The sequence below is a fragment of the Burkholderia sp. Ac-20345 genome (genome assembly GCF_017104825.1).
Lineage (GTDB): Bacteria > Pseudomonadota > Gammaproteobacteria > Burkholderiales > Burkholderiaceae > Burkholderia > Burkholderia lata_B.
Window position 1 is genome coordinate 1 of record NZ_JAAGPO010000243.1, and the last position, 13,388, is coordinate 13,388.

The 13,388-nt window shown below is 69.6% G+C and carries 7 protein-coding genes and 1 pseudogene; 1 reads left to right on the plus strand and 7 read right to left on the minus strand.

The window, feature by feature from the left end:
• Window positions 1–69 precede the first annotated feature (69 nt).
• Window positions 70–6,234 (plus strand): LWXIA domain-containing protein, encoded by a 6,165-nt coding sequence (locus G3O06_RS42235; RefSeq protein ID WP_346779590.1) that lies wholly within the window; start codon window positions 70–72, stop codon window positions 6,232–6,234.
• Window positions 6,235–6,276: 42 nt separating this feature from the next.
• Here the strand turns inward: G3O06_RS42235 and asnB are convergent, their stop codons facing one another.
• The 7 genes and pseudogenes from asnB to G3O06_RS42270 all read right to left on the minus strand — a co-directional run.
• A complete protein-coding gene (gene asnB / locus G3O06_RS42240) occupies window positions 6,277–8,244 on the minus strand; it encodes an asparagine synthase (glutamine-hydrolyzing) (protein ID WP_205819613.1) in 1,968 nt (655 codons plus the stop codon).
• A gap of 242 nt (window positions 8,245–8,486) precedes the next feature.
• Entirely contained in the window at window positions 8,487–9,518 is a 1,032-nt protein-coding gene (locus G3O06_RS42245; RefSeq protein ID WP_174980734.1) for an EscU/YscU/HrcU family type III secretion system export apparatus switch protein, read from the minus strand.
• Window positions 9,519–9,534: 16 nt separating this feature from the next.
• Entirely contained in the window at window positions 9,535–10,344 is an 810-nt protein-coding gene (gene sctT, locus G3O06_RS42250) for a type III secretion system export apparatus subunit SctT (protein WP_174915057.1), read from the minus strand.
• Window positions 10,338–11,039 carry a hypothetical protein gene (locus G3O06_RS42255; RefSeq protein ID WP_205819614.1) on the minus strand — a complete coding sequence of 234 codons (702 nt, stop codon included), beginning with the start codon at window positions 11,037–11,039 and terminating at the stop codon, window positions 10,338–10,340. Before G3O06_RS42255 ends, sctT begins: the two co-directional genes overlap by 7 nt.
• Window positions 11,032–12,408 carry a type III secretion system ATPase SctN gene (gene sctN, locus G3O06_RS42260; protein ID WP_174973628.1) on the minus strand — a complete coding sequence of 459 codons (1,377 nt, stop codon included), beginning with the start codon at window positions 12,406–12,408 and terminating at the stop codon, window positions 11,032–11,034. The genes G3O06_RS42255 and sctN overlap by 8 nt, the downstream gene beginning before the upstream one ends.
• Window positions 12,405–13,034, minus strand: coding sequence for a type III secretion system stator protein SctL (sctL, locus tag G3O06_RS42265; protein WP_174973630.1), 630 nt, complete (start codon window positions 13,032–13,034; stop codon window positions 12,405–12,407). Before sctL ends, sctN begins: the two co-directional genes overlap by 4 nt.
• Window positions 13,016–13,388, minus strand: a pseudogene (locus tag G3O06_RS42270) (bcscK); the annotation flags it as partial. The pseudogene G3O06_RS42270 and the gene sctL, both read right to left, overlap by 19 nt.

Genomic DNA, 13,388 nt, shown 5'->3' on the forward strand with positions numbered 1-13,388 from the left:
CCCGAGACGGCGTGGTCGCGCGCGCGGCCCGTCAAGGCGTCGCCGTTCGACGGGCGCGGCGTCGCCGGCGTGGACGCCCTGCGGCTGCTGCATTCGGACGGCCTGTCATACGACCGCGAAGCCGGCATCGTGATCGTGCGCGGGACGACCGATGCGCAAGGCCGCCTCGTCGATGCCGACGGCCGCCCGTGGTCGCCGGTCGAGTTCACGCTCGCGCACCGCTCCGTGCTCGGCTTCCCGGGCGCGGCGATCATCCTCGCGGCGCGCAACGGCCGCGACGCGGGCGCGTGGCTCGCGAACGTGTGGCAGCGGCCCGTGCACGTGCCGCCGACGATCGCCGTCGGCTTCGGCCCCGAAGCCGCGCTGAGCCACACCCACGCATGGCTGCGCTACGACCCGGCGCCGCACGAGCGGCCCGATCTCGGCCCGCTCGCGGTGGACGGCAACGGCATCCATGCGAATGGCGACCCGGCCGCGCGCCTGCCCGTCGAGCGCGTCACGGGCGCGGCGACCGGCGCGGGCATCGAAAAGACCGTGTTCGAACTCGGCCGCCGCAACGCGATCGGGATCTATCTCGGCACCGACAACCGCGCGATCTTCGGCCACATCGAGTCGATCCGGCAGGAACAGGACGGCCTCGCCGCGCTGCGCGCGTACGGGCTGAAGACGCTCACGATCGGCGGCCCGTTCTCGGCGTTCGACCGCGTCGCCGTGATGTACGAGCCGTTCGCGTCGCTCAGCAGTCACGACGTGACCGCCGGCGTGCTGCCGAAGCGCGTCACGCGCGACGTGTTCACGCAGCTCGATCGCGCGAGCGAGGTCACCGCGCGGCACGGCCTCTACTACGATTTCGAAGGTGTGTTCGACACGCACGGCAACTTCTACCTGAGCGACCCGTCGCAGATCATGACCGATGCGCCGAGGCTGAACGTCGACGGCATCGTGCGCGACATCCGCACGCTGCGGGTCGTGCTCGAGGACGGCATCGCGCGCGGCGCGATCGAGCTCGCGCACCCTGCGGTGGCCGAGCACCTGCCGCCCGATGCCTTCGCGCAGAGGCCTTCGCTGATCACGCGGATCCGGATGCGCTTCGGCGGCGCGCCGCTGCCGAAGGAAGCGTATGCGCTGGTCGACCGCTCGACGCTGCTGAGCGGACAGGTCGCGCTCGCGCACGACGCCGGCTGGAAGGTCGTGGTCGGCCGGCCTGGACGCGGCAGCCGGATCGATACCGCGAAGCAGCGCATCGTGCTGGACGGGCGGCTGCGCGGCACGGGCACGCTCGTGTACGCGCTCGCGCACGAAGCGCAGCACGCGGTCGAAACCATCACGCGGCAACTCGCGCTCGACCACGCCTCGCCCGACGCGCTGACGGAAAGCGCGCTGATGGCGGAGGCGCGCGCGCAGGCGAATGCGTTCGCGGTGCGCCGCGAACTCATCGACGACGCGGGCATCGACATCGCGAAGGACGCGCACCTGCCCGACGCGATCGCACGCGAAGCCGATCGCGTGATGCCCGGCGACGAAGCCGGCCTGCGGCGGCTCGCGGCCGCGTTCGGCGACGCCGCGCCGTCGGTGCCCGGCCACGCAACCTACCGCGACTACTACGCAAGCCAGGCCGCACACATCCAGGCCGGCGGCGTACCGCGCGAGATGCCGGCCCCCGCGCCGCTCTCGCGACGGAATGCGCCGGTGCCCGCACGCGCCGCGAGGCAGGCCGCCAAGCGCACGCAGCGTGCGCTCGACCAGCTCGCATCGCACGGCAAGCGCGACCTGGTCCGCATCGACGGCGACCAGCTCCCCACTATTGCCGACATGAAGGCCGCGTTCGGCAACGACGCGCACGTGCTGATCGCGCCGCACATCGACCGGCCGGCCGACCGGATCGACGCACGGCATCCGCAGCCCGAGTTCGTCGCGAGCATGCGCACGGGCGCCAACGGCAAGTTCATCGACAAGAAGCCGGTATCGGACAATCTCGATCCGAAGGTGGCGCAGGACGCCTTCCATCCGCTCAAGTCGAAAGGCGACGCGAGCCGCAAGGACTACGACTACTACGTGTCGCCCGTCCCGCTCGACGAGTTGCTCGCATTCGGCGGGGCCGCCCGCATCGAAGCGTATTTCGGCGAGCAGCGCCAATGGGACGTCGAGCCGTCCGCGACGGGTGCCGCCGACGCGGTCGTCGCCACCATGAAGCAGCTCGACGACGCACCGCGTTTCCAGCGCCCCAAGCAGGCGGCGAAGCACGCGAGCAAGCAGGCCGGCACGGACACGACGGTCTATGCGATCGACCGCAAGACCGGCAAGGTGCTCGGCTATGCGACGCTCGATGCCGCGCAGAAATGGACCTACGTCGAAGCCACGTCGCTCGGCGACGCGACGATCGCCGATCGCGAACTCGCCGACGCGTTCCGGCGCCGCTCGCGCCTGTTGCCCGACAGGCGCCGCGGCGTGCGGTTCGTCGTGGCCGACGTCGCGCACGACGTCGTCGACAGCTACGGCGGATTCGCGCCGGCCAAGATGCGCCGCGCGCTCGACGACCGGAAGACGCCGCTGTCGAAGCCGGACGCGACCGTCCAGCGCGTGCTCGGACGGGTCCGCCCGTCGCTGCGGCAAAAGAACCGGGAAGCGGCCGACGCCGCCACGCCGAACCTGCTGCCGGCGAACGCGGACACCGCGCTCGACTTCAATGCGCAGCACGCGCCTCAGCTGATTCGCGCGCTCGAGCTGGGCAAGATCCCCGACGGCCACTTCGTGTACGTGTACGACCACGAAGGGAGCGTCACCGACGCGCTGCGCGGCACGCTCACCGGCATCGTCGCGGTGGAGAACGGCACGGTCCGCTGGTACGACGATGCCGCCCAGTTCCGCGACGGCACGAACGAAGGCCTGCCGCTCGAACGGGCGACGATCGGCCGCGGGCCGTTTGGCGGGAATCAGCACTTCCTGTTGTCCACGCTCGCGCCCGATGCGTTCGTGCCGCGCGCGACTGCGCTCAAGGAGGCCGCGCTGCAAGCCGAGGAAGCGGCCCGGCAAGCCGCGGCGGCAGCGGGCAAAGGCGGAAAAGGAGGAAAAGGCAACAACAGCGGCAATGGCGTCCAGGCCGGCAAACCCGGCCGCAAGCGCATGCGCGGCAAGCCGCAACCGAAGCAACCGAAGCAACCCGCCGCCCAGCCCGCCAAACCGCCTGCCGTACCGGCCGCGAAGCCGATCGCGCTGGAGCCGTATCAGCCTGCGTTCGTGTCGAGCACGATCGTCGAATCGGTCACGCGCTACGGCAACGCGAAGGTCGGCGATTTCGCGGCGACGCTCGAACGCCTCAAGGAATGGGGCAAGCGCGACCAGGGCAAGCACGATGGCGACGGCCTGACGTTCAGCGACAAGCCGCAGGCGATCATGGCCGATGCCGCGCTATGGAAGAAGATCTTCAAGACGCTGGACATGTGGCGCGAGGCATCGAGCCTCCATCCGCATGGCTTCCTCGCCAATCCGGGCGGCGGCCGCAACTGGCTGGTGCGCCGTTCGCAGCAGTTCGCCATCGACCACGGCGCCGCGCGCACCACCGACCGGAAGCTGATCGACGCCTACGTCGAACTGCCGACCGACATCCGCGACCGGCTCGTCCCGATGTCGCGCTCGTTCTCGCTGCGCGACGACCCCGAGCAGATGAGGCAAACCATCGAGCAATACGGCGGCGCGCTCCCGGCCGTCGCGCTCCAAGTCGATCCGTATTCGCAGGCCGCCGCGGTCGGCGGCAAGCAGGACCCGGGGCTGATCCGGCGCGCCAGGCAATTCGGTGACCCGACCGGCGCCCGCTTCGACGACGACACCGCGACGATCACGCGCACGGACCCCGACGGCACGCTGCGCACGCTCGAACTCGACGACCTCGCCCACCTGCACAAGTGGCTCACGGCAGCCTCGAAATACGGCTTCCTGCTGCGGCTCGAAGCCGCGCCGGCGCGCCCGCTCGTGTCGCTCGAGGACGGTCATGCGATGGCCGGCACGAACAACGGATACGCGGAGATCCGGCGCATCGGCGAATCGCTCGAGACGTGGGCGAAACAGAACGAAGGCGAGAAGGCGCCGCTCGTGATGCTGACCTTCCACGGCGCGGACGCCGTGCTCGAGCCGGTGCCGGGCGAAGGCCACGTGCAGTTGCTGGACGAGATCCTCGGCCGGGAACAGCTCGACTGGGTCCATGTCGGCCTGTCATGGGGCACGCACGGCGACGACTTCATCGCGAATGCGGACCTGACGCGCGCGCTGGCGCAAAAGATCGTCGAGTACAAGCTGGACGGCTCCGGCAAGTTCGACAGACTGCACGGCGGCGATGCGCTGACACGTGTGTACGAGCCGAACAGCACCGAAGACTTCGCGAACCAGCAACGGATCCTCTTCACGGAAATCGAGCGCATCGCGAAAAAGAACGGCATGACGGACGATCAGATCGCGGCATTGCGCGATCAACTGTACGAGCACCACACGTCGACGCTGCTGAACCAGGCGCGTCGTGCGACGAACGAGTACGGGCAAAGCATGTGGCGGCGCAAAGGCGACAAGGGCATCGGCACACGGGAGAAGAAGGCACGTGAAGTCGGCCGCGACTGGCTCAAGCGCAATCGCGACAGCACCGCCGAACGGCCGGAACTGGCGCAGACGCCGGCTTCCGACGCCCGCCTGCACTGGAAGGCGGTCACCAGCCGGAAGGCGCTGCAAAACGACGGCTCCCACCCGATCGGCACCAATCGCAAGGCCATCGCGCAGCCCGACCAGCCCGCCGCGACGATGGACGAGGCCACCGCGCACCTCAATGCGCTGCGCGTGCACCGGCATTCGAAAGACCCGTCCGACCGGAGGAAAACGAAGATCACGGGCGGGATCGTCCTCGGCGCATCGAGCCTGATCGGCCTGGACGCCAAATTCCACTGGATGAGCCCGGTCTTGATGAGCAACATGTCGTCGTCGTTCCTGCTCGCGTCGCGTCTCGGGCGCGTGTTCCAGGTGATGCACCAGGGCGCCATCCGCAGCCTGCAGTCGGGCGACCCGAAGGCGGCGATCGCGGCGCTCTCGCATCTCGAGGCGACGCTCGCCCGGCAATTCGGCTCCGGAACGCACGAATACGGCGAGCACCGGCCGCTGCAGCTCGAGGCCGCGGTGCGCGATGCGCAAGCGATGACCATGCAATACGTCGAGCAATACAAGCGCGGAACGATGAGCTTCGACGACGCCAAGGCAAACATCACGGCGCTCGCCGACGACGTGCTCACGCAAATGCAGGGATTCGTCGGCGGCACGTCGCTGCAGCAGCTTCACGCGGGCAATCCGCGTAGCGTGCTGGGCATCTCGGCGCGCGCGGGCATGACCGTCGCATCGGTCGCCACGCTCGCGAGCGGCATCGGCAAGATCGCCGGCGCGCACGACGGGTTCACCCTGGCGCTGGGCACGACCGGCGTCGCGAGCGGCGTGCTCGGCGCCGCGTATGCAGGCGCGTCGTTCGTGATCGTGTCGCGGCGCGTGAACGCGGACAAGCGCAGCCGCGTCGTGCGCGCATTCGATTCGGCGGGCGACTTCGCATCGGTCGCGCTCGGCGGCCTTTCCACCGTGTCGCAATGGAAACAGGGCGAAGTCGATCTCGCGGTCGCGACCGCGACGTCGACCGCGCTGCTGCTCGCCGGCCGCCTCAACACGCACTTCCCGAACGCAACGCCGCTCGTCAAGAAGATCCCGACCGCCATCGTGATGATTCCGGTCGCCGCATTCGGCTACAAGTTCATCATCGGCGTCGCGCCGCTGGTCGGCGGCCTGTTCAACTGGATCTTCGGCGGCGGGGGGCCGTCGCAGTCGAATCTCGCGCCGGGCGCGTTGCCGAGTGCTTCGCCTAGTGCTTCGCCGAGCACGTCGCCCAGTGCAGCGCCGTCCGCCACGCCGTCGCCCACGGCGACCACGTCGCCGTCGTCGCAGCCACAGCCGTCGCAGGGGACGCCGTCAAGCCCGCCATCGCCGTCGAATTCGCCGCAGCCGTACATCGTCGTCGCCGGCGATTCGCTGTGGGTGATCGCGGACCAGCATCGCCAGTCGCTGCTCGACGCCGCGCACGTGTCGCGCGCCGATCAGCAGGCGATGACGCACGGCGAGCAGGACGCGCGCGCGCTGAGCGAGATCCTGCAGCTCAATCCGTCGGTTGCCGGCGATCCGGGCCGTCTCGCGATCGGCACGCCGCTGAACGTCGGCTGACGTCCGGCGCAACGGCCGGCCGCCCCGGCCGCGCGCGCCGCGTCACCCCGCGCGCTGATGTTCCAGCCATGACTGGAACATCAGCACCGTCCACAGCTGGTGCTGCCAGTTCATCCGGCCGGTCTGGTGCTGCCGCCACAGGCGCTCGACCGCGGCCGCGTCGAAGAAGCCCTCTTCGCGCAGCCGCGACGGCCGCAGCAGCGCCTCGGCCCAGTCGCGCAGCGAGCCACGCAGCCAGTGGTCGACGGGCGCGCAGAAGCCCTGCTTCGGCCGGTCGATCAGCGCGGACGGCACGTACCGGTCGAGCAGCCGGCGCAGCAGCGCCTTCGACTGCCCTTCCGGCAAGCGCACCGCCGCGGGCACGCGCCACGCGAATTCGACGACGTGATGATCGAGGAACGGCATGCGCGTTTCGAGGCTGACGGCCATCGCCGCGCGATCGACCTTCGCGAGGATGTCGGTCGGCAGGTAGGTGAGCGTATCGATCGCCATCGCCTGCTCGGCGAAGCTCAGGTGCTCGGGCCATGCGGACACCGTGTCGAGCGGCGTCGGCGGCTCGTGCCCCGACAGCGCGATGCGCTCCGGATGATGCACCGCCGACATCAGCAGCCGGTACAGCCCGATGCGGCTCTCGGCCGTCATCACGTGGCCGAGCTTGTGCAGGCGGTCGCCGATGCGCGTCGCCGATTCGCGCGCCTCCACGCTGCCCCACGCACCCTGCGCGACGGCCGCGAGCTGGTCGGCGTGATCGGGCCGCAACGCATGCAACGCGGCGGCGATCCGCGCACGCACCGCCGACGGCACGCGATGCAGCTTGCGCCACAGGCGCGGCGTCAGGAAGTAGCGCGTATAGCCGCCGAACAGCTCGTCGCCGCCGTCGCCGGACAGGCTCACCTTCACGTGCCGGCGCGTCAGCTCCGACACGAGGAAGGTCGGAATCTGCGAAGCATCGGAGAACGGCTCGTCATAGATCGACGGCAGCTTCGGCACGACGCCGAGTGCATGGTCGGCCGTCACGTAGAGTTCGGTATGGCGGGTGCCGAGGTGGCGCGCGACTGCCTTCGCGTAACCGGCTTCGTCGTAGCCGGCTTCATGGAAGCCGATTGTAAACGTGTCGACCGGCGTCGCCGATTGCGCCTGCATCAGCGCGACGATCGTCGACGAATCGATGCCGCCCGACAGGAAGGCGCCGAGCGGCACGTCCGCTTCCATCTGCCGTGCAACCGCCTGGCGCAGGATCGTGTCGAGCTGGCCGACGGCTTCGTCGGCGCTGCCTTCGAACGGTTGCGCGCGGCCATCCTCGATGGCCTGTTCGAGCGTCCAGTACGCGCGGATGCGCGGCGTGTCGCGCGCATGCTCGAACTGGATGAAGGTGCCCGGCGGCAGCTTGTGGATGCCGCGATAGATCGTGTAAGGCGCGGGCACGCTCGACTGGCGCAGGTACAGGCACAGCGCGTCGCGATCGATCGCACCGTCGAAGCCCGGATAGCCGCGCAGCGCCTTCAGCTCGGACGCGAATACCAGCGCGTCGCCGATCCGGCCGTAATAGAGCGGCTTCTCGCCGATCCGGTCGCGCGCGAGCGTCAGCACCCGCGATTCGCGGTTCCACAGCGCGAACGCGAACATGCCGGTCGCGCGCCGCAACGTCGCCTCGATACCCCACGCGACGATCGCCGCGATCAGCACCTCGCTGTCGGAGTGGCCGCGCCACGCCGGTGCGCGCCCTGCGCGCTCGAGTTCCGCGCGCAGTTCGCGATGGTTGTAGATTTCGCCGTTGAAGACCATGACGTAGCGACCGCACGCGGATGCCATCGGCTGTCGGCCGTGCACCGACAGGTCGACGATCGCGAGCCGCCGGTGGCCGAGCGCGATGCCGGCTTCCGGGTCGACCCAGATCCCCTGCCCGTCCGGCCCGCGATGCGCGAGGCTTGCCGTCATCCGCGCGAGCGTGCCGCGCGCTGTCTCCTCATCGAAGGCGACGCTATTCAAAAAGCCGTCGATTCCGCACATTTGATTTGTCCGCCCCTGTTGACCATTTTCGTCACGCGTGGCGCAACCTCGCGGCCCGCCGTCCGGCGTGACGGTCGAGCCATCTTACGAAGAAATAAATCAGCAATAATTCACAGGTGAACTTCCGCACGCGCAAGAAAAAAATATCGTCAAGCGCGGCGCACGCATGATCGCCCCAAGGGGCCATATCGGATGGGAACGAAAAAAAGGGCGGTATGCCGAAGCGGCTGCCGTCGCACGCGTCAGCCCGCGCCGGTCGCCCATTTCAGCAACTGCGCGACCTCGCGGAAATGCTGCGGCTGGATCGTGCCGTTCTCGGGGGTCGTCTCGTACAGCGCCTGCGCGAGCCCGACGTTCGCGAGCGTCGGGCGCAATGCATCGCGCGCGGCACGCACGATCCGCTCGGCCGCGTCGCCCTCGCCGCGCGCGAGCACCCACGGCAGCGTGCCGATCCCGCCGTAATACAGCGCGACGGCGACGCGCGGCGAATAGACGACCACCGATGCATAGCCGATCCGGTCGGGCAGCGACGCGAACTGCGCTTCGCGCGCGAGCTGGCGGCGCTTCGCTTCGATGTGCGGATCGCCTTCGTCTTCCTTGTGCTCGCGCCGCACTTCATCGATCGACATTTTCATCTTCTGATTGAATTCGTGCCGCTGGTGCACGATGTCGATCAATGCCATCACGATGTAGATCAGCGCGGCCCAGCCGAACAGCAGCATCAGCAGCTTCACGATCAGCGCGAGGATCGAGATCGGCCGCGTGAAGCCCGACTGCACGGACGGGTCGAGCGACTCGACGATCAGCCAGCCGAGCGTCGCGACGAGCAGCGCCGTCTTCAGCAGCATCTTCGCGAGATTGACGAGGTTGCGCAGCGACCACAGGTTCTTCATCCCCTCGGCCGGGTTGAGCCGCGACAGCTGCGGCACGAGGCGGCTCCACGCCATCACGCCGCCGACCTGCACGAAGCCCGCAAGCAGGCCCGCAAGCAGCCCGGCCGCGACGATCTGCGCGGACAGCGTCGCCCAGTCGCGCGCGGCGCCGTCGATCAGCACCGCGATCCGCGCGGACGGGTCGGCCGCACCGACCGCATCGAACACGAGCCGGAACAGCGCCTGCAGCCGCGCGAACAGCGCGCCGATGCCCACCGCGAGCGCGACGCACACGCCGACGAAGAACGCCGACGAAATCGTTTCCGCGCTCTTCGGCACATCGCCTTTCTCGCGTGCCTCGCGCAGGCGTTTCGCAGTCGGCTTCTGGTCCTTTTCGGCCATCGCGGCTCCGTCGCGCTCACGCGCCGCCGTGCGCGGCGAACAGCGCGCGCAGCAACGCCATCAGCCCGCTGTCGGGGCTCAGCAGCGCATGCAGCGACGCGTACACCACCGGCAGGAACAGCACCATCATCAGCAGCGCGAGCGCGCTCTTCAGCGGCTGCGAGAACACGAAGATATTGAGCTGCGGCACCGCGCGCCCCACGAGGCCGACGCCGAGCTCGACGAGCACCAGCACGATCGTCACCGGCGCGGCGAGCTTCACCATCCATTCGAAGATCGTGTCGGTCTGGCGCACGACGAAGGTCTGCAGCATCGACGAGAAATCGGGGCCGAGCGAGCCGATCGGCCACCACGCATACGACTGCGCGAACAGCTGCACGAGCACCTGCAGCCCGCCCGCGGTGACGAACAGCGCGATCGCGACGAAGTTGAGGAATCCCGACGTCGGGCCGCCCTCATGCCCGCCCATCGGATCGAAGAACGCGGCGCTGCCGCTGCCGGTCTGGAAGTCGATCAGGTAGCCGACGCCCTGGATCGCGAACAGCACCGCGCTGAACGCGCCCGCGAGCAACATGCCGACCATCGCCTCCTTCGCAACGAGCAGGCACCACATCAGGAACGGCAGCGCGGCCACCTGCGCGGCGTCGATCGCCGGCGCGACGAACGCGGCGATCACGACGGCGATCCCGTTGCGCACGAGGCCCGTGACGATCTGCTCGTTGAATACCGGCACGACGAACATGATCGGCAACAGGCGCGGCATCACGTAGAGCAGCGGCCGCAGCATGCCTGCGACGTCGTTGAAGCCCGAGGCCGGGTCTAGCATCGGCGCTCCACGGCGGCGGGCGATGCGATGTCGGGGGGATCGTCGGAGTCGCGGGGAGCGTCGCCATCGGCGGTGGAAGCGGCCGCGTTGTCCGGATCGGCTTGCGTGTCGGCCGGCGGCGTGGTCATCTCCGCATCGAATGCAGCGGCTGCTTCGGATGACGCGTCCCCGTGGCCGGCAACGTCGGCGACCGCGGCCGCCCATGCGCCGGCCGTCGCGAAACGTCGCACCGCATAGCCGTCCGCGACTTCATCGGCATCGCGCTCGACCCGCGCGGCGCGCGCGTGCAGCGCCTTCTCGCCGGCCTTCCCGAGCTTGTCCTCGGCGGCCTGCGCCTTGCGCGCGGCGCGCTGCAGATCGGCGAGCGTCGCCTCGTGGCCACGATGCACGTGCGCGGCCTCGTTCACCGACGCATTCGCGGTGCCGATATGCCGGTCGAACGTGCGCGTGTCGGCCGCCGCATTCTGCAACGCGCGCGCCTCGCGCACGTCGTCGGCAAGCCGCGTCTGGATCGCAGCCTTCGCGGCGACCTGCTGCGCCAGCTGCGCGTGCGCGGCGTCCAGCGTACGCCGGCTCTGCGCGGCAATGCCCTGCTGGCGCGCGGCCGAGACGCGTGCGATCTGGCTGCGCATCTCGCGCACGCGCTTCAGGCGTGCGAGCGTCGCAAGCACGAGGCGGTCGTCGGCTTCAGACATGATCGTTGGCCAGCTTCGTCAGCTTCGCGAGCAGCGTGTCGAAGCGCACGTCCTCGTCCGACGCCTGCGCACAGAACGCGCCGATCGCGTCGCGCGCGCGCAGCGCGAGATCGCCGAGCCGGTCGCTGCCTTCGCGATATTCGCCGATCTGCACGAGCAGCTCGATCTCCTGGTACTTCGCGATCAGCTCGCGCACGCGCGCGGCCGCATGCTGGTGCGCGCGGCTCGCGACGAGCGGCATCACCCGCGACAGGCTCGCGAGCACGTCGATCGCCGGATAGCGGTTCGCGAGCGCGATCTTGCGCGACAGCACGATATGGCCGTCGAGGATCGAGCGCACTTCCTCGGCGATCGGGTCCGATTCCTCGTCGCCTTCGACGAGCACCGTGTAGAGCGCGGTGATCGATCCGCGCGCGCCCTGCCCCGCGCGCTCGAGCAGGCGCGGCAGCACCGCGAACGTCGACGGCGGGAAGCTGCGCCGCGTCGGCGGCTCGCCGCTCGCGAGGCCGACCTCGCGCTGCGCGCGCGCGAAGCGCGTGAGCGAATCGACCAGCAGCAGCACGCGCTTGCCCGCATCGCGAAAATGTTCGGCGATCGCGGTGGCGACCAGCGCGGATTTCACGCGCTCCATCGCCGGACGATCGGACGTCGACACGACGACGATCGAACGCGCGCGCACCTCGGGCGACAGGCTGTGCTCGATGAATTCGCGCACCTCGCGGCCGCGTTCGCCCACGAGCGCAATCACGTTCACGTCGGCCTGCGCGCCGCGCGCGATCATGCCGAGCAGCGTACTCTTGCCGACGCCGGACGGCGCGAAGATGCCGACGCGCTGCCCGATGCCGAGCGTCATCAGGCCATCGATCACGCGTACGCCGGTCGGAAACGGCGTGTCGATCATCTTGCGCGCGAGCGGATTCGGCGGGTCCTGCTGCGTCGACACCCACGCGGCGCCCGCCACCGGCCCGCGATCGTCGAGCGGCCGGCCGAGCCCGTCGAGCACGCGGCCGAACAGCCCTTCTCCCACCGGAAACACATGCTCGCGCCCGGACGGCACGACGGTCGTCTCGGGCGACAGGCCCGCCACGTCGCCGAGCGGCGTGAGCAGCGTCGTCTGCCGCGAGAAGCCGACCACTTCGGCGAGCAGCGTCGGCTGGTTCGGCGTGCGCAGCTCGCAGATTTCCCCGAGCCGCGCACGGATGCCCGTCGCGTTCAGGATCTGCCCGACCGCGTGATTGACGCGGCCCTGCACCGACACCGGCGAGAAGAACGCGAGCCCCGCGTCGAGTTCGCCGACGAGGCGGCCACGATCGAACGGCGCACCGTCGTCGTCGCCGAACGGCTGCGTATCGTCGAGCGGCGCGTTCATCGCGCGGCACCCTTCAGCGCATCGCGGCGGATCGCCTGTCGCAGTGCGTCGATCTGCAGGTCGAGGCTCGCGTCGATGCGCCCGGACGGCGTCTCGACCGTGCACGCGTGGCGTTCGAGCTGCGCGTCCTCGACGATGCGGATCTTCTGCCGGTTCGACTGCCCGGCGAATGCGCCGTCGAGCGCGTCGCGCATTTCGTCCTTGCGGCCGGGCGCGATCCGCACGATCAGGAACGCCTCGTCGCGTACGAGCGGCGCGATCCGCGCGAGCGCGGCCTCGTACAGCGTCTTTGTGCTCATCTCGCCGACGATCGCGCGCACGGCCTTCACGACGATGTCGGCCATCGCATCCTTCATCGTCTCCATCGTGCGCGCCGAGGCGAGCGCCTGCGTATATGCCTGCGCGGCCTGCTCGCGCTGCGCGCGGCGCATCCCTTCGTCGTAGCCGGCCGCCTGGCGCTTGTCGAATTCGCGCTGCGCGTCGGCGACGATGCGCGCAGCCTCGTCGCGCGCGGTGGCGATCACCGCGGACGCGTCGAGCAGCGCCGCGTATTCGCGCTCCTTGAGCACCTTGCGCTCCGACAGGAGTTGCAGGTTGTCGCTCGTGATCAGAAAAGCCAGTCCCATGACGCAAGCCTCTCGGGAATCAGAAACAGGAACATCAGCTCGCCGAACTGGTCGCGCTGCGCGCGGTTCAGCCAGTACGGCGCTTCGTCGTCGATCGCGCGGTGGAATTTCAGGCGCGTGCGCCGCGCGACCGCATCGCCCGCCACGCCGATGAAATCCGCCAGCAGCCGCCCGCCGCGCGCGCGAATCACGGCAGGCAACGCAGCGGGATCGGCGCGCCACGGCTCGAGCGTTTCGGCGAGCGCACCGAATTCCGGCGCGCGTTCGAGCGCGAGTTCCAGTGCGTCGGCGCCGAGCTTCGCCGCGACTTCGGCGCGGATGCGCCGCGCGGCCAGCGCATCGCGCAGCCAGGTG

Excerpts from the sequence above, each read along its gene's own strand:
- asnB (WP_205819613.1), bottom strand. The coding sequence starts at position 8,244 with ATGTGCGGAATCGACGGCTTTTTGAATAGCGTCGCCTTCGATGAGGAG.
- G3O06_RS42245 (WP_174980734.1), bottom strand. The coding sequence starts at position 9,518 with ATGGCCGAAAAGGACCAGAAGCCGACTGCGAAACGCCTGCGCGAGGCA.
- sctT (WP_174915057.1), bottom strand. The coding sequence starts at position 10,344 with ATGCTAGACCCGGCCTCGGGCTTCAACGACGTCGCAGGCATGCTGCGG.
- G3O06_RS42255 (WP_205819614.1), bottom strand. The coding sequence starts at position 11,039 with ATGTCTGAAGCCGACGACCGCCTCGTGCTTGCGACGCTCGCACGCCTG.
- sctN (WP_174973628.1), bottom strand. The coding sequence starts at position 12,408 with ATGAACGCGCCGCTCGACGATACGCAGCCGTTCGGCGACGACGACGGT.
- sctL (WP_174973630.1), bottom strand. The coding sequence starts at position 13,034 with ATGGGACTGGCTTTTCTGATCACGAGCGACAACCTGCAACTCCTGTCG.